Annotated in this window: 19 protein-coding genes; 6 read left to right on the plus strand and 13 right to left on the minus strand. The window is 56.3% G+C overall.

The features are described from left to right. Positions 1-150 precede the first annotated feature (150 nt). The 3 genes from HWX89_RS05560 to HWX89_RS05570 all read left to right on the plus strand — a co-directional run bounded on the left by HWX89_RS05560 (position 151) and on the right by HWX89_RS05570 (position 2,822). Positions 151-1,044: a LysR family transcriptional regulator gene (locus HWX89_RS05560; RefSeq protein ID WP_138793392.1), complete on the plus strand. Its 894-nt coding sequence runs from the start codon at positions 151-153 to the stop codon at positions 1,042-1,044. A 78-nt stretch (positions 1,045-1,122) separates the two neighbouring features. Then, entirely contained in the window at positions 1,123-1,764 is a 642-nt protein-coding gene (locus HWX89_RS05565; protein WP_138793393.1) for a DUF1007 family protein, read from the plus strand. Continuing rightward, positions 1,758-2,822, plus strand: coding sequence for a nickel/cobalt transporter (locus HWX89_RS05570; RefSeq protein ID WP_138793394.1), 1,065 nt, complete (start codon positions 1,758-1,760; stop codon positions 2,820-2,822). Before HWX89_RS05565 ends, HWX89_RS05570 begins: the two co-directional genes overlap by 7 nt. 42 nt (positions 2,823-2,864) lie before the next feature. Here the strand turns inward: HWX89_RS05570 and HWX89_RS05575 are convergent, their stop codons facing one another. The 4 genes from HWX89_RS05575 to HWX89_RS05590 form a co-directional block, all read right to left on the minus strand. Beyond that, entirely contained in the window at positions 2,865-3,092 is a 228-nt protein-coding gene (locus tag HWX89_RS05575; protein WP_138793395.1) for an intracellular growth attenuator family protein, read from the minus strand. Further along, a complete protein-coding gene (locus HWX89_RS05580; protein ID WP_138793534.1) occupies positions 3,085-3,771 on the minus strand; it encodes a GNAT family N-acetyltransferase in 687 nt (228 codons plus the stop codon). The genes HWX89_RS05575 and HWX89_RS05580 overlap by 8 nt, the downstream gene beginning before the upstream one ends. Before the next feature lie 136 nt (positions 3,772-3,907). Beyond that, positions 3,908-4,603, minus strand: a complete 696-nt coding sequence (locus HWX89_RS05585) for a tellurite resistance TerB family protein (protein ID WP_138793396.1) — start codon at positions 4,601-4,603, stop codon at positions 3,908-3,910. A gap of 117 nt (positions 4,604-4,720) precedes the next feature. Further along, complete coding sequence (locus HWX89_RS05590) at positions 4,721-5,359, minus strand: 2-dehydro-3-deoxy-phosphogluconate aldolase (RefSeq protein ID WP_138793397.1); 639 nt, start codon at positions 5,357-5,359, stop codon at positions 4,721-4,723. A gap of 248 nt (positions 5,360-5,607) precedes the next feature. Between HWX89_RS05590 and HWX89_RS05595 the strand changes: the two genes are divergently transcribed. The 3 genes from HWX89_RS05595 (at position 5,608) to trhO (ending at position 8,057) form a co-directional block, all read left to right on the plus strand. Beyond that, a complete protein-coding gene (locus HWX89_RS05595; RefSeq protein ID WP_138793398.1) occupies positions 5,608-6,096 on the plus strand; it encodes a CYTH domain-containing protein in 489 nt (162 codons plus the stop codon). Then, positions 6,080-6,988: a CHAD domain-containing protein gene (locus HWX89_RS05600; RefSeq protein WP_138793399.1), complete on the plus strand. Its 909-nt coding sequence runs from the start codon at positions 6,080-6,082 to the stop codon at positions 6,986-6,988. The genes HWX89_RS05595 and HWX89_RS05600 overlap by 17 nt, the downstream gene beginning before the upstream one ends. A gap of 112 nt (positions 6,989-7,100) precedes the next feature. Then, the gene (trhO, locus tag HWX89_RS05605) at positions 7,101-8,057 is read left to right on the plus strand and encodes an oxygen-dependent tRNA uridine(34) hydroxylase TrhO (protein ID WP_138793400.1); all 957 of its coding nucleotides are present in this window, start codon (positions 7,101-7,103) and stop codon (positions 8,055-8,057) included. Positions 8,058-8,160: 103 nt separating this feature from the next. Here trhO and HWX89_RS05610 read toward each other — a convergent pair whose 3' ends face one another. From HWX89_RS05610 to HWX89_RS05650, 9 genes are all read right to left on the minus strand, one after another. Next, a complete protein-coding gene (locus HWX89_RS05610; protein WP_138793401.1) occupies positions 8,161-10,404 on the minus strand; it encodes a bifunctional diguanylate cyclase/phosphodiesterase in 2,244 nt (747 codons plus the stop codon). 167 nt (positions 10,405-10,571) lie between these two features. Then, positions 10,572-11,351 carry a MetQ/NlpA family ABC transporter substrate-binding protein gene (locus HWX89_RS05615; RefSeq protein WP_138793402.1) on the minus strand — a complete coding sequence of 260 codons (780 nt, stop codon included), beginning with the start codon at positions 11,349-11,351 and terminating at the stop codon, positions 10,572-10,574. A gap of 44 nt (positions 11,352-11,395) precedes the next feature. Beyond that, the gene (locus HWX89_RS05620) at positions 11,396-12,064 is read right to left on the minus strand and encodes a methionine ABC transporter permease (RefSeq protein WP_138793403.1); all 669 of its coding nucleotides are present in this window, start codon (positions 12,062-12,064) and stop codon (positions 11,396-11,398) included. Then, the gene (locus tag HWX89_RS05625) at positions 12,054-13,130 is read right to left on the minus strand and encodes a methionine ABC transporter ATP-binding protein (protein ID WP_400968047.1); all 1,077 of its coding nucleotides are present in this window, start codon (positions 13,128-13,130) and stop codon (positions 12,054-12,056) included. Before HWX89_RS05625 ends, HWX89_RS05620 begins: the two co-directional genes overlap by 11 nt. A 376-nt stretch (positions 13,131-13,506) precedes the next feature. Beyond that, positions 13,507-14,136, minus strand: a complete 630-nt coding sequence (locus tag HWX89_RS05630) for an NAD(P)H-dependent oxidoreductase (protein ID WP_138793404.1) — start codon at positions 14,134-14,136, stop codon at positions 13,507-13,509. Positions 14,137-14,295: 159 nt separating this feature from the next. Next, positions 14,296-15,669, minus strand: a complete 1,374-nt coding sequence (locus tag HWX89_RS05635; RefSeq protein ID WP_138793405.1) for a GH1 family beta-glucosidase — start codon at positions 15,667-15,669, stop codon at positions 14,296-14,298. A gap of 234 nt (positions 15,670-15,903) precedes the next feature. Continuing rightward, a complete protein-coding gene (gene xylA, locus HWX89_RS05640) occupies positions 15,904-17,214 on the minus strand; it encodes a xylose isomerase (RefSeq protein ID WP_138793406.1) in 1,311 nt (436 codons plus the stop codon). A 142-nt stretch (positions 17,215-17,356) separates the two neighbouring features. Beyond that, positions 17,357-18,805: a xylulokinase gene (gene xylB / locus HWX89_RS05645; RefSeq protein WP_138793407.1), complete on the minus strand. Its 1,449-nt coding sequence runs from the start codon at positions 18,803-18,805 to the stop codon at positions 17,357-17,359. Between the two features lie 38 nt (positions 18,806-18,843). Continuing rightward, on the minus strand, positions 18,844-19,866 hold the full coding sequence (locus HWX89_RS05650) for a LacI family DNA-binding transcriptional regulator (protein ID WP_138793408.1): 1,023 nt from the start codon (positions 19,864-19,866) through the stop codon (positions 18,844-18,846). Positions 19,867-19,905 lie beyond the last annotated feature (39 nt).

The raw sequence follows: 19,905 nt of genomic DNA on the forward strand, positions 1-19,905 counted from the left end.
ACGTGCGACTTTGGGCAAGCCGGGAGATAAGAATATTCGCGGTCATAATCAAGAGATTTTTTTCAGCAGACGCGGATTTTTTCATCATTTATTTTCTTATTGAACATCGCAACCTCATCGTTCAATTATGCCGAACAAACGGAGGTTTCCATGGACACACTGACCCGCATCCGAGCGTTTATCGATGTCGTGGAGGCCGAGGGCTTTTCATCAGCGGCGCGCAAGACCGGCCGCTCGAAAGCGCTTCTCTCAAAATACGTCCGAGAACTGGAAGACGACCTCGGTGCGCTCCTTCTCAATCGTACGACGCGCCAGTTTTCGCTGACTGAAGCGGGACATACCTATTATCGCACTGCCTCCGACATTCTAAAGGAGATCGATAATCTCGCCGATCTCGTGCGCGAAAAGAACGCCGACCTCAAAGGCAAACTCAGGATTTCGGTTCCACGCACCTTTATCGATGCGGATGTTGGCCAGAGCCTGATCGATTTTGCCAAGGAAAATCCGGAGCTTTCGCTTGAGATCGTCGCCGAAGACCGGTTCGTCGACCTGATTGAGGAAGGTTTTGACCTCGCCGTCAGAATCACCCGTCTGGAAGACTCAGGCCTTATTGCCCGCAAGCTCTCCGATTTTCGGGTCTATGCGGTCGCTACCACGGATTTCGTAGCGCAGCATGGCCCCCTCAACGGACCCCAGGACTTTGCTCGCGTGCCCTTCATCATCGACACCAATACCCGTTTTCATAATTCCGTGCGTTACTTTGAACCTGACGGCGGATCAAACTCGGTCGCCATCAGCGGTCCAATCGAAGTCAACAGTCCGCAGGCGACCTTGCGCGCTGCCCGCGCCGGGCTCGGAATTGCCATGGTGCCGGATTTCATCGCCCGGCCTTACATACAGTCTGGCGAACTGGTGACCCTGTTCGATGACTACATTTCCAAGGATCGCGGTATCTACGCCGTCTATCCACATCGCCGCTACCTGCCCGCCAAGGTCCGCAGTTTCGTCGATTTTCTATCTAACTGGTTCCGCAAGAACGGTTGAGAGCGAAGGCAGGTCGAAATTCGGTCCCATTTTTTGCTAAAGTCCGGATCGAGATTCGAAGGCGGGACTGAGGGAAGAATGAACAGAAAAATTTTGCCGCTCGTGGCCTGCCTGGCCTGTATTCCCGTAGTTGCACATGCACATCCACACATCTTTGCCGATGCACGTATGGAAATCGTCGAAGGCAAGGATGGTACCATTCAGGAGGTGCGCAACATCTGGCGCTTCGACGAGATGTTCTCAGCCAGCGTCGTCATGGATTACGACAAGAACAGCGATCTCAAACTCGACAAGGATGAACTGGCTGAGATCGGTAGTACGGTCCTGGAATCGCTCGCGGAGTATTCCTATTACACCTATATCACCGCCAACGGGAAACCCGTCGACTTCCAGAAGCCGGACGCAATCCACGTCGATTACCAGGATCAGCAAATCCTGATGTTTTTCTCGGTCAAGCCAAAGACGCCACTCCATGCCAAGGGCAAACTTAGCTTCGGGGCTTGGGACCCAACCATGTACACCGCAATTGACTTTGCCAAGGACGATGACCTGGCTACGGAGGGCAAGGATCTTGCGGCATGCAAACACTCAGTCGTGCGCCCGGATCCCGACGAGGTCATTTCCCAGAACCAGAACACGCTGACAGATGCCTTCTTCAACGATCCGACCGGAACGGACATGACGAAGCTTTTCGCGACGCGGCTGGAGCTGTCATGCTGAGCAGAAAGACCGGCTTTTTTGCTGCTGTCACGTTGCCGCTTCTTGTTGTTGCCGCCCATGCCCAATCCCCACTCGGGATCGGCTCTGCGGAACCGTCTTTTTCGATTGGCGGTCCATTTGGTCCACTGTTGCAATGGATCAACGTGCATCAGCAGATGTTTTATCGCTCCCTGACAGGTGCACTGAAGGCAATGCGTGAGGACAACTGGGCTTTGGCCTCGCTGATCGGCCTTTCCTTTGCTTACGGCATTTTCCATGCGGCGGGACCCGGCCACGGCAAGGCGGTGATCTCTTCCTACATGATCGCCAACGAAACGCAGCTCAAGCGTGGCATCATCATCTCCTTCCTCTCATCGTTTCTTCAGGGTGCGGTTGCCATTGGATTGGTCGGAGCGGCATGGCAACTGCTGCGCGGCACCTCCATCACCATGACCAAGGCTACCCAGACTATGGAAGTCGCAAGTTTCGCGATGGTGGCCTTGTTTGGCGGCTGGCTTCTGGCCCGTAAGCTCTGGTCATTCCGGCCACGTTCTCAAAGCGTTCAAGTTCTCGCCACAGCTCAAGACATCTCCATCTCCAACAGCACCGTGACAGCACCCAGGACGGGAATGGGCACGGGTTTGCGCTTTCAGGGTAAGCCGGTTTTTGCCGACCATGAGCATAGCGGCAATGGCGATCTCTGCGTTTCCTGCGGTCAATCGCATGCACCTGATCCATCCCTGCTCGGAGCGAAAAAATTCAGTCTGCACGAAGCATGGTCTGCGATCATCGCGGTCGGCCTTCGCCCCTGCTCCGGCGCAATCATTGTCATGAGTTTTGCGGTTTTAAACGGACTGCTGCTTGGTGGAACGCTCTCCGTACTGGCGATGTCGCTTGGCACCGCCATCACGGTCTCGGCGCTTGCGGCCTTAGCGGTTTCAGCCAAGGGGCTCGCAATTCGCTTCGCAGGCCCAGGCAGCCGAAAGGCTGCGGGGATTGGCCATGCCATTGAGATTGCCGGGGCGCTATTCGTTCTGCTGATGGGGCTTGCCCTGCTCGGAGCCTCGCTTCAGGCCTGATCTATACAGGGACTCGATAAGGACCGGGCGTCACCGCGACGCTCAGAGGCCGTCACGTCTGCGCTGGTATCGTGCTCGTAGCCAAAAAAGCAGGAAAAAGCACAGCACTGCCACGGTACCGAAGGCAGCAGCAAGCCACGGTGAATAGTCCCCAAGCCACAGCATGATCTTTGGCATGACGAAAAAAATCAGGCCGAACCCCAGCATAATTAACGCAGCGGCAATGGCTGGCGAACGTCCCTTGTCCTTAAGTCCGCGCTGCTCAGACATTGGAGAGCTCCGCCCGGATGTCTTCCAGCTTTCGGTGCTGGGCACCACCTGCATCAAAATTGTCCGGCGCGAGCCAGGTTTCGAAGGCCCTGCCGATCCGCGGCCATTCACTGTCGATTATGGAAAACCAAGCGGTATCGCGGTTTTGTCCTTTTGAAATCATGTGCTGGCGAAACACACCCTCAAATGTGAAGCCGTAACGCTTCGCCGTAATTTTCGAAGGTTCGTTGTCATTATGGCATTTCCATTCGTAGCGGCGATAACCAAGATCGTCGAATACGTGCTTTGCCATCAGATAATGAGCTTCTGTCGAAAGTGGCGAACGTTTCATCTTGGCGCCGTGGGCCACCGACCCAACCTCGACAACGCCGTTGGCAGGGTCGGGTCGCATGTAGCTTGCCATGCCGACGACATCACCCGTCGTGTTTTCAACGAACACAAGTGTCACCCAGTTAAACTTCGAGCCTGCTCCGATGAGCCAGTCGCCAAAAGCATCGGCGCCGGAGAAGCGGTCCTGGGGGAAATATTTCAGGAGATCATTGGTCCCCTCACCGCCAAGCGCATCCCAGAGCTTGGTTAAATGCTTGTCGCGATCAAACGGCTCGGCTGTAACGTACCGCCCCTTGAGCGTCACCGCTACAGGTGCTGGGCATCCCTTGAATTCCGTAAGATCGCGCATTCTCTTCCCCATATTCGATGGAAAAGAATTAGGCGAGCCGTCGATGGATGTCAAAAGGATGACTACACGGCGCGAACGCGCCGTGAACAATCTTCCGATACGACGTAGCCGGCTTTCAGACGACGTCTGAAGGATGTCACACCTTGGCAGCAGTAACCGTTGCCTCGATATGATCGACCAGCGCATCGGGGAGCCCAAGGCGCCCGGCGAGAAGATCGAGATAGCCGCGCTCCGCGCGCGTGTCTGCCTCAATCGCAAGGCGCGAGGCGGTGTAAAGCTCCACCTTCTGCTCTTCCGTGCGGGCAGACGCCACCAGAGCGTCGACGTCAAGCGGATCGGCCAGTTCTTTTTCGATGAATTGCTCCGCCTCCGTATCCAGTCCCGACACCTGAACGCGCTCCATGATACGGGCTCGCTCTTCCGCGTCGATATGACCATCTGCCTTCGCTGCCGCAATCATGGCCTGGATAAGCTTCAGGGCGAAATCGTTTGAGAGTGCGGGTGACTGCGGATGAAAGGCAGAATCAGCCGGTGGAGCAATGAGTTCGGGTTGCGGCTTTGGTGCCGCCTCCGGCGCCTGGCCTGACTTGTAGTTCTTGTACGCAAGATAACCAAGCCCGGCGATGGCAGCGATACCGCCAACAGTCGCGGCATTGCCAGCGAGCTTGCGGCCCGTTTTCGTCCCGAGAATTGCCGCAGCAAGTGCGCCGGCCTTCATAGGGTTGTTTTTTGCGATTTCGGCGGCCTGTCCAGCCCTGTCGCGGACACTTCCCGAAAGGCCCGGCACTTGCGAGCCGAGGAATTGTTCAAGAAGTTTCTTGGCGTCGAACATCAAAATCTCCTGTGAGGGTTCAATCCCACAGGAGATAGGAAACTATGCTGCGAATACAAACCTGAACCGCTCACGCCTTCGTGAACAGGTGTGTCCGATGACGTAGCTGGGGCGGTATCAACCGCGCAATGCTGCAGCTTCGGCCGCGAGCTTGGTAATCCCTGCCCAGTCACCTGTTGCTACCAGTTCGCGGGGGGCAACCCATGAGCCGCCGACGCAAACGACATTCGGCAACGATAGATAATCGTTGGCATTCTTGAGAGAAACACTGCCTGTCGGGCAAAAGACTGTCCCGGCAAGCGGCGATGCCAGAGCCTTGAGGTACGGAGCACCACCAGCCTGTTCGGCCGGGAAAAACTTCAGAACCTTGTATCCTTCATCGCGCAACGCCATGACTTCGCTTGCCGTAGCGGCACCGGGAAGCAAAGGTACCTTGGAAGCGCGAGCCGCTTCTAGAACGCTCTTGTTCAGGCCTGGGCTGACGATGAAGGTCGAACCAGCTTCTGCAGCGGCTTCATAGTCCTTGGCGTTGAGGATCGTGCCTGCACCGACATTCGCTCCCTCGACTTCCGCTGCGACCGCACGAATGGCGTCGAGAGCGGCAGGTGTGCGAAGCGTAATCTCGATTGCCTTGAGACCACCTGCGACCAGAGCCCGCGCCAAGGGCACGGCAGATGCCGCATCATCCACGATCAACACCGGCACGACCGGCTGAAGCTTGAGAATGGAGAGCAGTTTTTCGGAGTCCTGGGCCAAGTGTGAGCCTCCCTTGCACGTTTGAAACGATTGAAATACCGACGTTGGAATTAGCCTGCCTTCGCGACCATGTCGAGGCGCAAGATGTGTAATTCAGTTCTCCTCGGCCTGAGGAGTTAAGTCATCGGCCAACCTTATTGAGGTTACCGTCAAGCCCTAGATACTTCAAACAATTCGCTTTTTCATGACATATGCTTGTAATAAGCTCAGTTGTCGGTTGTTCAGAAATTGCTTGGCAAAAGAAGTAGATGGCAAAAGAGATAGAACGCAAGTTTCTTGTCGCACATGAAGAGTGGCGCGATAAAGTCACGTCAAGCAGATCGTTTAGACAGGCCTATGTTGCATCCATGGACGATCGCTCTGTCCGCGTCAGAATCGTGGATGATCGAAAAGCCACTTTGACAATCAAGATCGGTGCCAGCGCATTGGTGCGTGACGAATACGAATATGCCATCCCGCTGACGGACGCAGATGAGTTGATGGCAAGTGCGTTGGGGATCGTCATAGAGAAGACCCGTCACACGGTTGAACATGCGGGCTTCACCTGGGAAATCGATGTCTTCCAGGGGCACTATGCTGGCCTTGTCGTGGCCGAGGTGGAAATGGATGATGAGAATGCTCAACCTGCGCTGCCAGAATGGCTTGGTCAGGAAGTAACGGGCGATCACCGTTTTTCGAACCAGTCACTCGCAACCCAGAACCTGCGAAAAGAGTTGCTGAATGCCCTTCAGGATTGATCCAAGAAAGCCCTTCGACGATGAAATACGCCGCGCCGGGCTGGAGCTGATCGACGAGGCAATTGAGATCCTGGAAAACCAGCCGGACGGTTCACATGAGGCGGTCCATGACGCACGCAAACGGTTCAAACGCATCCGCGCGCTCTATCGACTCATTCAGCCCGCCAACGCCGGCTTTCGACGTGAGGAAAACGCCAGGTTTCGGCAAATCGCCCAATCACTCGCCTTTGCGCGCGACGCCACCGCTCTGGTCGAGACCGCCGGTTACCTTGAAGAATTTGCGCGTTCAGAGGCGCAAAGCGTCGCTTTACAATCCGTAATAGTCACGCTTGAGGAGCGACGCGACCATGCAATAGAGCATGAAGTCGACCTCGACAGCACGATCAAGACCGCCATTGCGCAATGCCGAAAGGGCCGCGCGCAACTGGATGCGCTCAGCTTGCCGGAGGATGCGAAAGATGCGGCCAGACTGATCCGCAAAAGCTGGGCAAAACAACGCAGAAAAGCGCTAGAGGCACTGAGCGATTGCCATGCGCACGCCGACGTCGAGCATTTTCACGATCTACGTAAGGCGGGGCAAATCTACTGGATGCATCTGGGCCTTCTGCGTCGCCTCTGGCCGTCGGCGATGCGCACCAAACGTGCAGATGCCAAGCGTCTGGTGGATTTGCTGGGGCGCGAGCACGATCTTTCCGTGCTGGCAGCGCTTGCCGACCGCGAAGGTGAGCTTTTTGGTAACGGCGACCGGCAGGCTTTTCTCCTTGAGGCGATCATTCGCCAGCAACAGGTGTTGCGCAAAAACAGCCTTGCGCTTGCGGGCGAGGTCTTTTCGGAATCCGCGCGTACAGAAAGCAGCATTGCCGCGGTGTTGTGGCGTCGTGCGGGAAAGTAGGTGGGCAACGCCTGCAGTCCAGGAAATTTGACGAATTTCAAAATCCGCCAAATGCCGTCTAAAAGGTGGATTTGGATTGCTTTGCGGGCGTCATCGCTGTATTTCAGCGCCCATGACCAACACCATTGTTCCTTCTCGCCCGGAAGCCGCACCGGGAGCCATTGGCGATTTTCTCGTGGCTGCGCTTTATCATTTTGCCCGCTTCCCGCGGTTCGAAAGCGTGCGCGATCCGCTTTTCCGGCTTTGCCAGGAAAACGGCGTGAAAGGAACGTTGCTTCTGGCTGCGGAAGGTATCAACGGCACGATCGCCGGGCCCGATGCAGGCATCCATGCCATCTTGTCGTTCCTGCGCGCCCAGCCGGAGTTTCGCGCGCTTGAACACAAGGAAAGCCGTGCATCCAAGATGCCCTTCGTGCGCATGAAGGTGAAGCTCAAAAAAGAGATCGTCACGATGGGCGTGCCGGACATCGATCCCAACCAAATTGTTGGCACGTATGTCGCTCCGCAGGACTGGAACGCCCTTATCTCCGACCCAGATACAATCTTGATCGACACGCGCAACGACTATGAAACAGCCATCGGCGTTTTCAAAGGCGCTGTCGACCCACAGACAAAAACGTTTCGTGAGTTTCCAGACTGGGTAAAGAACAACCCCGGCCTGCACAACAAGCCAAAGATCGCCATGTACTGTACAGGCGGCATTCGTTGCGAGAAGGCAACCGCCTTCATGAAAGAGCAAGGCTTCGAAGAGGTGTACCACCTCAAGGGCGGCATTCTTAAGTACTTGGAAGAAGTGCCCGAGGAGGAAAGCTTGTGGGAAGGCGCCTGCTTCGTCTTCGACGAGCGCGTCTCGGTCGTGCACGGCCTTGCAGAAGGCGATCACAAGCTCTGCCATGCGTGCCGTAATCCGATCACCCCTGAAGTGCGCCAGTCACCACTGTTCGAGGAAGGTGTATCCTGCCCGAGTTGTTATGATGACAGGACGGACGATGACCGCCAGCGGTTCCGCGACCGCCAGCAACAGATTGATCTCGCAAAGAAGCGTGGCGAAAAGCACCTGGGCCGCTGAGAAAGACTGGAACGTCAGCATCGTTCCGGCCTCATGTAAGGCAGGCCGTCGTCACGGATGAGACAGATCGTGTCTGCAAGCCCGATCATACGCGTTTAAGCAATTAGGCCTTCAGGCGTATGTCGGCCACCGGTGCATCCTGTGCATCGAGCAGTTCGCGGATTCTTTCACCGCTAACGGGCCGCGAAAACAGATAGCCTTGCAGTTCGTCACAACCGCACAGATGCAGGATAGCGGCCTGTTCTTCTGTTTCAACGCCTTCAGCCGTAACGGGAATGTCGAGGGAGCGTGCCAATGCAACGGTTGCCTGCAACATGTCGAGTGACCGGCCACCCTGCTCCAACGCCATGACAAGCGAACGATCTATCTTCATACGATTGAAGCCGAAACGACGAAGATAGCCGACGCTGGCAAATCCAGCTCCGAAATCGTCGAGTGCGATACTGATACCAAGCTGTTTCAGCTTGTCGATCGCCACGTTCGCCCGTTCTGGATGCTGGATGAAATAGCCTTCCGTCAATTCCAGCCGCAACCGATCGGGCGTCGTGCCGGTGTGCTTCAATATGTCAGCGACATACCCTGCGAAGGCCGGATTCCGGAACTGCACAGGCGATATATTGACCGACAGCCTTATCGATGGCCACTGCTGCGCAGCCTCGCAGGCACGTTGCAAAACAAAAAGACCAAGCCTGTCGATCAGACCACTTGTCTCGGCGGCTGCGATAAAGATATCGGGTGCGACAGGCCCGACGCCTGGACGGTTCCAACGTGCCAACGCCTCGACACTCGTGATCGTCCGGGTCGCGGCGTTAACGACAGGTTGGTAGACCAGAGAAATTTCCCCGTTACCAATCGCTCGTCTGAGATCGGCTTCGAGCTGCAGCTTTTCTTCCCGCAGCGCGTCCATTTTCTCGTCATAGGCCACATAGCGACCGCGTCCGCCCTCTTTTGCCTGATACATGGCCATATCGGCGCGACGCACAAGTTCCTCGCCGTCGATCTCACCGGCGGTCGAAATTGAAATGCCAATGCTGCAGCCAATGCTCGCTACTCGCTCGCCGATGCTGAACGGCTCGGTAAAAAGCTCGAGTATGGAACGGCAGAGCTTGCGCCCGTCCTCGCGCACGTCGCCGCCCTGAATTGCAATGGCAAATTCGTCCCCGCCCAATCGCGCCAGGACGGCGTGCTCCGGGACGAGAACCTCAAAGGCTGCTGCGACGCCCTTGATAAGACGATCACCGGCAGCATGACCATAGGAATCGTTGATTTCCTTGAAGCCATCGAGATCGAGATAAAGAAGCAGCACATCCGTCCTGTGATGACGAGCAGAGCGGACCATGCGGGCGAGTTTGAGAAACAGGCCGTTTCGGTTCGTCAACCCGCTCAGTCGATCACGGAGTGCCTCATCGCGCGCCGCCGCCTCATCGGCCTTCAGACGGTCAAGTGTCGCCGAACCAACGATGAGCAGAACAATAAAAAAGGTGCCTACGACGCCAAGTGCGGTGAAGATTATAGGTCGCGCACCGTGGAAACTGACATCACCCGGCAATCGTGAACGCCAGCCCATCTTGGCCACGACTTCGCCTTTCGGATTGACGATATCGACAGCGTTGGCGCCTTCGACATTGGTCGGCTCAAGCTGCAGGCCATCGACGACGTAGGTCCGAGCCAGCCTGTCGACCAGCGGCTTTGTAAAATGGCGGGCAAGAAGAAGATACCGTCGCTCATTTTCGGCTGAGGGCAACTCACCGGATTTGTTCCGGATCAGCGCAACGCCGGCAGCCGCGATACCATGGTCGGTCTTGACGAACCCGGACATCTGAGACCAGTGACCGGGACGCATTTCCTGCACCTGGGCGAGCATCTTTCCCCAGCCTCCCGGCAGATAACTTTCTTCCGGCCAGGAAATCGGCATGCCATCGTGATAGGCCATACGCACACGGCCATCCTGATCGAGCACGATGGCCGTATCGAACAGTTTCCCCGGACCACTCGCCTTGCCGTAATTGCTTGCCAACCAATCGAACCTGTCAGGGGCATAGACAAACTCGGCGGCGTCATTGCGCACGGCATAATCTGTCAATGTTGCGTCAAGTTGATTGCGAAGCGTCATCAATGCGCCTGATGTCGTCTCTTTCAGGCGCAGATTATCCAGCGCATTCGCCTGATCCTTGATCTGGCCGACAGCAGACAACACAAGGGCGGTCACGACGAAAAGAACCAGGGCGAACGCAAACAACACGGCTCCAACGGCTGCCCGTCGGCCAATGCGCAAGTGTCTGACTATCCCCCGCGGTACAATCCGCATAATTTCCCCTTCGAAAGCATCATCTTGCGAAGGAAACATTCAAAACCGGTTAAACCGCGCGACGAAGGCGACCTAAAAAAACACAGGTACAAAACGGTAGTTTCAGCGCATACCCGTCCCGATCAGCGCAAAGAAAAACCTCCCCCGCATCGCGAGGGAGGTTTTCGTTCTTCGCAGGTGTCGTCCGGCGAATACCGGATCAGTTATTACCAGGACGGAATGACCGTACCGTTGTACTTTTCAAGGATGAAAGCCTTCACTTCCGGGCTCTGGTAAGATTCAACCAGGGTCTTTACCCATGGCGCATCCTTGTCCTTGGCGTTGATTGCGATGATGTTCGCATAAGGCGACTTTTCGCTCTCGATCGCGATCGAGTCCTTCTTCGGGTTGAGGCCTGCTGCCGTGGCATAGTTCGTGTTGATCACCGAGGCATCCGTATCATCCAGCGAACGGGGAAGCTGTGCGGCGTCCAATTCGATGATCTGGATGTTCTTCGGGTTCTCGGTGATGTCGGCAGGGGTCACCTTCAGACCGACGTCTGGGTTGACCTTGAGCACGCCCTTGGAGGCCAGAACCAGAAGTGCACGACCGCCATTGGTTGGGTCGTTCGGAATACCGATCGTTGCACCGTCCTTGAGTTCATCAAGGCTTTTCACCTTCTTCGAATACACGCCCATTGGTGTGGTGATCGTGGTACCGACGCTGATGAGATCGAACTTGCGATCAGCGATCTGGTTGTCGAGATAAGGCTGGTGCTGGAAAGAGTTCGCCTGAAGCTCTCCATCGGCCAAGGCCTGGTTTGGAACCACGTAGTCGGAGAACTCGATGATATCGAGATCCAGACCCTTCTTTGCAGCGATCGTCTTCACCTGCTCCATGATCTGGGCGTGTTCAGCCGGTGTCACACCGATCTTGATGGTTTCAGCAAGCGCGGAGCCCGCCGAAAACAAGGCTGCGAGCGAAGCCGCGATAATGAGTTTTTTCATTGGGTGTCTCCTTGGGTTTTGTCGTTATAAGTTAATGAATGAAATCAGGATTTCCGGTTGCGTTTATCGAAGCTGCGGGCAAGTGCGTCGCCGGCGCTCTGGACAAGCTGCACGAGCACGATCAGGACCAGAACGACCACCAGCATCACGTCCGGCATAAAACGCTGATAGCCATAGCGAATGCCGAGGTCGCCGAGCCCACCGCCACCGACCGCACCGACCATGGCGGAATAACCGATCAGGCTAACAAGCGTCAGGGTCAGCGCCAGGGTGATGCCGGGCTTTGCCTCGGCAAGCAAAACCTTCGTGACAATCTGCAATGGGGTCGCACCCATGGCACGGGCAGCTTCAATAAGCCCCTTGTCAACTTCGCGAATGGCCGCTTCGACAAGACGCGCGATGAATGGCACGGTTGCAACCGTCAACGGCACGATTGCCGCATTGGTACCTATTGACGTACCGGCCACGAGCCGGGTGAATGGAATAATCGCAACCACGAGAATGATGAAGGGGGTGGAACGGGCCGCGTTGACGATCAGGCCGAGAATGCGGTTTGACATCGGCGCAGCAAAAAGTTCGCCCTTGCCACTGGTGGCAAGGAAGACACCGAGCGGAACACCGAGGATCGAGCCGACGATGCCTGCGACGGCAACCATGTGCAGCGTCTGCAGGAGCCCCTTGGACAGAAGGTTGAAAAGCATTTCAGGCGACATAACCGAGCACCTCCGTGTGAAGTCCGGTTTCTGCATAAAAGGCGCTGGCGCGTGCAGCCACTTCAGGTGAGGCTGGATAAGACACAACGAGCGACCCGAAGGGTTCTCCGGAAATCTCCTCTATCGTTCCAGCGAGAATATTGACGTCGGGGCCGATTTCGCTGACGAGACGGGCGGTCAGCGGCTGAAACGCCGTTTCCCCAAAAAACACCAGACGCACCAGCACCCGGTCTCCAGCCGCCGGTTGCGGCTTCAGTCCTGACGTGACCCAGTGCGGCAGTTTCACGCCAACCGAAGACGACAACAGGCTACGCGTCGTCTCGTGCTTCGGTGCGGTGAAGATATCGAAAGTGCGACCCTGCTCGACAATCAAACCCTTGTCGATAACAGCGACTTGAGAGGCAATGGTCTTAACCACTTCCATCTCATGGGTAATAAGAAGAACAGTCAGGCCAAGTTCGGCATTGATGCGCTTCAGCAGCTCCAGGATGGATTGAGTTGTTTCCGGGTCGAGAGCGGAGGTAGCCTCGTCGGAGAGCAACAGTTTCGGCGATGTGGCAAGCGCACGCGCGATACCGACACGCTGCTTCTGACCGCCGGACAATTCCGCAGGGTAGCGCTTTGCCTTATCGGACAGACCGACGAGTTCGAGCAGCGGCGTAACCTTGGCCTCAATTTCCTTTTTGCCAACACCGGCGATTTCCAATGGCAGCGCCACATTGTCGAAAGCGGTGCGCGAAGAAAGCAGGTTAAAGTGTTGAAAAATCATACCTACAGATCGGCGAAGCGTGCGCAGGCCAGCTTCATCCAGTGCGGATACATCAACACCGTCTACAACCACACGTCCGGTAGATGGCTTTTCGAGCCCATTGGCCAAGCGGATCAGCGTGGACTTGCCAGCACCCGAACGGCCGATAATGCCGGTGATCGAGCCTTTCGGAACGACGTAGTCAATTCCCGCAAGCGCGGCAAATCCGGTTTTTCCGCCAGTGGCGCCAAAGGTCTTTGTTACACCTTCGAAAACGACCATCTGGTCCGACACCGCCTGCTCCGGGGGCGCGGGAATGGCCGCGTGAACTGCAAAACTCATTGAAAACTCTCGGTGTGAAAACTCTTGACGGGTCGGGTCTCAAAAAATCCTGTCGCGGACGGTACCGCGTTCTTCATGCGACTTCGGCGCACATTCGATTACAGAGGATTTTCCGGGTCATTGCGTCAGGCTTTCACTTGTCGATACCGCAGAGCGGCACTTGGATGACGCATGTTTGCCCGCATGCGTCATCTTTTTACAGGGATGATTTTTCGTTTATTCCACATGGACGAAAAAATCTACCGCAAAGCTCCAAGGCCGTGCGAACGAGGTGTCCTTGGAAGAGTTGGAGGCACCTTCAACGTTTCCGAGGGAGCTTTAGTGCCCGTATTTTCTGGAAGCGTTGCCTTGGTTACACGCGGCTGACGAATTGATCGAGCGGACGACGAACCTTCTTGAGATCAACGAGCCAGTCTCCGTCCGGCTGACGATAACCAAGCGGCAAAATCGTCACGGAACGCAGTCCCTTCTCGCGAAGGCCGAGAATCTTGTCGAGTTCGGCAGGATCAAAACCTTCCATCGGGGTTGAATCGACCCCTTCGAAAGCCGCCTGAGCAACGGCCATGCCGAAGGCAATGTAAGCCTGGCGGGCGGCATGTTCAAAATTCACTTCCGCGTCGCGTTCCGGATAGGCAGCCAGCAGTTTCTGGCGATAGGCTTCCCATCCCTCGTTCCTGAAACCGCGCTCTTCATTGACCAGATCGAACATATGGTTGATACGGTCGGTCGTATAATTGTCCCAGGCTGCGAAAACGAGAAGATGCGATCCGTCCGTGACCTGCGCCTGGTTCCAGGCAATCGCCTGAATTTTTGCGCGCACGTCCGGGTCCGTGACGACGATGACTTCGAAGGGCTGAAGGCCGCTTGAGGTTGGCGCAAGGCGTGCTGCCTCAATGATACGCTCCACCTTGTCTTCCGAAACGGCCTTGGAGGGGTCCATCTTCTTGGTGGCGTAACGCCAGTTGAGTTTTTCGATAAGCATGTCCGTATATTCCCTTGGGAGGATCAACCCTCGCCCGGCGGTACGAAGGCGCCACGTTTGGTCGTGGCCGGACTGAGATAGGACAAAGACGCGCCTGCACAAGCAGGCACCACAAGGTTACCGTCAAAAAAAGTCAGTGAAGCTGATAATTTTGTCCGCTTACAATTTCCGATGGTTGCCTTTGGGAAATTCAGACGCGAGAGCACTGTACCATTTGCCGCTTTTCTTCAGTGTCCGGACCTGCGTATCGTAATCGACGTGAACAAGGCCGAACCGCATTCGATATCCTTCGGCCCATTCGAAATTATCCATCAGACTCCAGGCAAAATAGCCACGCATGGGGTAACCGCCCTTGATAAGATCGGACACCACAGACAAGTGATCTGCATAATAGTCGAGACGTGGCTGGTCATTCACCTCCCCGTCTTCAACGCCCATATTGTAACACGCGCCGTTTTCGGTGATGTAGCAATCGGGCAATTCATACCGCGCGTAAAGTTCTTCCACCAGCGAGGCAAGTGCTGGCGAATAGACCTCCCAGCCAATGTCCGTTTTGACATCGCTGATAAAGGGAGCTGCTTTGGTTGCAGGAAACTCGGCATCACCAGACGCATCGTCCGCAACTCGCATGGGGGTATAATAATTGAGACCCCACCAGTCCAGTTTCTGCGAGATGATCGAGAGGTCGTCCGCCTCGACGATCGGCATGCGATCTCCAAGTGCCTCCATCATTTCCTTGGGGTATTCGCCCTTGAAGACAGGATCGAAGAATGCACCATTATGGAACTGGAAAGCACGCTCGGCAGCGTTGTGGTCGGCCTGACTGTCCGACGCGGGGATAACGGAATGGGCGTTCAGCACCAGACCGACAGGAACCTTAGGCGCGACATGGCGTGAAGCCTCGACACCAAGACCATGAGCCAGATTGATATGGTGCATGGCGGCGAGTGCTGCTTGCATGTTGCGCTCGCCCGGTGCGTGAATGCCATAAAGGTGACTGAGCCATACCGCGCACCAGGGTTCATTGAAGGTGGCAACCGCATCCAGACGATCGCCCAAGCGAGCCATCACTGTTTTGGCATAACGGTGAAACGCATGGGCCGTTGAGCGCGCCGTCCAGCCACCGTCACCCATCAACGTCAACGGCAAATCCCAGTGGTAGAGCGTTGCGTAGGTCTTGATACCGCGCGCCTTGCAGCCGTCGACCAACCGGTCGTAAAAATCCAGGCCTTTTTCATTGATCGGGCCAAAGCCATCTGGAATGATCCGTGGCCACGCAATCGAAAACCTGTAGGCTTCAACACCCATCGCCTTGATAAGATCAAGGTCATCGTCAAGCCGGTTGTAGTGGTCGCAGGCGACGTCTCCGTTATCGCGGTTATAGACGCGGCCCGGCATGTTGCAGAAAGCATCCCAGATTGACGGCTTTCGACCGTCGACCTTCGTGGCGCCTTCAATCTGGAAGGATGCGGTCGCGACACCAAACAGGAAGTCACCGGGGAAGCGTTCTGCAAGCACCTTGGGATCGGTCATAGGACAAGCCCTCTCTGTCATGCCTAAAGGAAGGTTGATGGTGGTTTAGACGATGTTGGGAAGCAGGTACAGCCAACAGCAACGCAATTCTGCAACGTTTCAGAAATTTGCCTCATCAAATACCCAAAGCGCTTGCAGGTGTCATCGAGCAACGGGTTGGCAGTGCTTGGCGGCGAAACGAAAAAGAGGCGGGAAATCCTCCCGCCTCTCAAATCGTCCGATAGGACTAGCAGATCAAACGTAACGATTGACGACGTTTTCGAGATACTCCTGACGACCGGACTTCGGTTCAGGATTGATGTTTTCGCGTTCGACCTTGGCAGCAATATCTTCAAGCTTGTATTCGCCGCGCAGCATCTTTTGTGCTTCCGGCTGATCCCACTTGGCGTAACGCTCGGAAAGCGGTTTCGACAGGGCGCCATCTTCCACCATCTTTGCCGCAGCCTTCAGGCCCCGTGCGCAGCAATCCATGCCACCGATATGGCCGATCAACAGATCCGCTGGATCAAGAGATTGGCGGCGCAACTTGGAATCGAAGTTTGTGCCACCCGTTGTGAAGCCACCTGCCTGCAGAACCTGATAGTAGGCAAGCGCCATTTCCGGCACATTGTTCGGGAACTGGTCGGTGTCCCAGCCGGACTGGTAGTCGTTACGGTTCATGTCGATGGAACCGAAAATGCCGAGTGCCGAGGCCAGTGCCAACTCATGCTCGAATGTGTGGCCGGCAAGGATCGCATGGCCCTGTTCGATGTTCATCTTGACCTCGTTTTCAAGGCCATACTTCTTCAGGAAGCCATAGACGGTGGCGACGTCGTAATCGTACTGGTGCTTGGTCGGCTCCTGTGGCTTCGGCTCCACGAGGATCGTACCCTTAAAACCAATCTTGTATTTGTACTCGACGACCATGTGCAGCATGCGCGCCATCTGGTCGAACTCACGTTTCAGGTCGGTATTGAGAAGCGTCTCATAACCTTCACGTCCGCCCCAGAGAACGTAGTTTTCACCACCAAGCTTCATGGTCGCATCCATGCAGGTCTTGATGGTCGCAGCCGAATAGGCAAACACATCCGGGTCAGGGTTGGTCGAGGCACCCGACATAAAGCGCCGGTTGGAAAACAGGTTTGCTGTACCCCACAGGAGCTTAACTCCGGTTTCTTCCTGCTTTTTCTGAAGATAATCAACGATTTCGTTGAGGTTCTTCGTGCTCTCGGCAAAGTTCTTTCCTTCCGGACGCGCATCGGCGTCGTGGAAGCAATAATAGGGCGCGCCGAGCAGGCTGAACATTTCGAAAGCCACATCGGCTTTCAGCTTTGCCTTCGCCATATCGTCCCCGAACCAAGGCCGGTCGAAGGTACGTCCGCCGAAAGGATCGCTACCCTCCCAGGCAAACGAATGCCAATAGGCGACGGCAAAGCGCAGATGGTCCTCCATGCGCTTGCCACCAACAATCTCATCGGGATTGTAGTGACGGAAAGCCAACGGATTGGTGCTGTCCGGGCCCTCGTATTTGATCTTGCTGATATCGCCGAAAAAACCTGTACTCACGAATGATCCTCCTTGGGTTTATTCGCCCTCCCCGGATGGGGAGGGACGGGCAAAAGGCCCGAATGGGGTAAAAAGGGGTGAGATATTGGGTTCACCCCGGCCGCACAGTTGGAGACCTGCCCTCAAGCAGGAGGTCCGCAACTCAGAGCGATTTGATGGCAGGATAGAGCGCACGGTAACGCGCGTAGGCCTCCTCATAAGCACCCGCGAGTGCCGCTACAGGCTCAATCGTGCTGTCGGTCTTTGGCTGGGTGCAGACAGAAACGGGATTGGCACCTGTTGCAGCAATCAGGCCGAGACGCGCGGCGCCAAAGGCGGCACCGAAGTCACCTTCGGCCGGAATATCAACCGGCACGCCGAGCGATGTGGCAATAGACGCAAGCCAGTAGGCCGAGCGGGACCCGCCGCCAATGGCGGTCACGCGAGAAATCGACGTACCTGCCGATTTCAACGCTTCGAGGTTGTCGCGGATTGCAAAGGTGACGCCCTCGAGGACCGCTTGCGTCAGCGCCTTGCGGTCGCTTTCGTGCGCAAGACCGATGAAGGAACCACGGATTGCAGCATCATTGTGCGGCGTGCGCTCACCCGAAAGATAGGGGGCAAACGTAACGCCAGACGGGGCCAGAAGCTCATCACCCAGTTCGGCCGTCAGTGCAGCGGCGGACTGACCGGTCAGGCGCGAATACCAGTTGAGGGCGTCAGTCGCGGAGAGAATGACGCCCATCTGGTGCCATGTGTTCGGCAACGCGTGGCAGAAGGCATGCACGGCGCTTTCAGGCTTCGGAAGATAAGAGGCGTTTGCAGCGAAGAGAACGCCGGACGTTCCGAGCGACACAAAAGCATGGCCTTCTTCAACGGTTCCCATGCCGCAGGCAGAAGCCGCATTGTCACCGGCCCCGCCGGCGACCACGACTTTGCCCGAAATACCCCATTCAGCGGCGAGGTCAGCACGCAGGACACCCGCCTCATCGGTCCCCTCGACCAGCGAAGGCATCTGCTTTTCATCGAGACCAGTCGCAGCCAACAGCTCCGGCGACCATTTGCGTGCGCCGGTATCGAGCCAGGAGGTGCCAGCGGAATCTGACATTTCCGAAATGTATTCGCCCGTCAGCCACAGCCTCAAATAATCCTTAGGCAACAGAACCTTGGCGACTTTAGCGAAGATTTCAGGTTCGTTGTTCGCAACCCAAACAAGCTTTGGAGCGGTAAAACCCGGAAACACGATGTTGCCGGTGATTTTCCGAAAGCGCGGGTCAGCGTCAAGCTTGGCAGCCTCTGCAAAGGAACGAGTGTCGTTCCAGAGAATGCATGGACGCAGAACCTTGCCCGCGTCATCGACCAGCGTCGCACCGTGCATCTGTCCTGAAAGGCCGATGCCTTTGACGGCTGCGAGCTCTTTCGGAAACTTGGCCTTGAGCCCGGCGACGGCTGTTTCGGACGCCTTGATCCAGGCAGCAGGGTCTTGCTCCGACCAGCCGTGGTGTGGGCGCGAAACATCAAGCGATCCATTCGCAGAACCGATGATCTTCTGATCGCCGTCAATCAGCAGGGCTTTGACGCCAGAGGTTCCAAGGTCGAGACCGAGATACATGTATTTCTCCATTTTCCGCCGCACGGCGGCTTAAAAATTCAGGGCAGATTGTCCCTAAGAAAGATGTCTATGCGGATGCGCTCCTGCGCTGCAATCACCTGCTGACCATCGGCGCGCGCTTTCAACACACGAATAGCGCTACGCACCTCATGTCCGGCATCCTGATTGAGGACCGCGTCGATAACGCCTTCCCTCAGCGCATTGGCCGTGTTTTCCGTCAGCTCGTGAGCGATGACGGACACTGAACGGTCTCCGGCATTCGCTTTGAGAGCACGGATAAGTCCGCGGTTACCCGCTCCGAGACTGTAAATGCCAGAAAGCGACGTATTCTGAAGCGCTTCACCGACCAGAGTTGCGACGGTTTCCGGATTGTCGCGCCCCTCCAAAACGGGCAACAGACGTATCTCCGGAAATTCAGCCTCGATGACCTCGCGAAATCCCTGCAGGCGTTCACGATGGTCACGCACGAGCATCGAACCGGCGACGACAGCAACCTCCCCGCCCCTGCCAGACAAAAAACGTCCGAGCAGACTGGCAGCAGTGCGTCCGGCCGCGACGTTGTCGACGCCGGCGTAATGATCGCGGTGCGCTCCAGAAATGTCCGACACCAGTGTAACAGTCGCGATACCGCTTTCGGACAGACGTTCCGTCGCCTCGGCAACATCGTGCGAGTCAATAGCGACGAAAGCGACGCCTGACGGCCTTTCCTGCCGCGCCACGTCGAGTGCCTGCGTCAACGCGGCCGCATCGAACGGTGGCACCTCGATGACACGAATCGCGGTGCGCTCGATGTGCGACCGGGATGCGGCAGCGCGAACCTCGGCGCGAAGCGTTGCCATGAACGAGTTGTCGTTGCCGGGAACAACGAAGACCAGCGAATAGCTGCGTCCCTTGGCCAGATTTGCAGCCGCCATATCGCGTACGTAACCAAGGTCGGAAATCGCTGCTTCGACCTTGGCGCGGGTCGCTGCATGAACACCTTTACGAACGTTCAGCACACGATCAACGGTGGCCAAACTGACGCCCGCCTTTGCAGCAATGTCGTGAACAGTTGGCTTCATGGCTCCTCCAGGAGCTCTGCATATCTGCCTTTGTCATCA

The organism is Rhizobium sp. RM, from assembly GCF_013390595.1.
Classification (GTDB): domain Bacteria; phylum Pseudomonadota; class Alphaproteobacteria; order Rhizobiales; family Rhizobiaceae; genus Agrobacterium.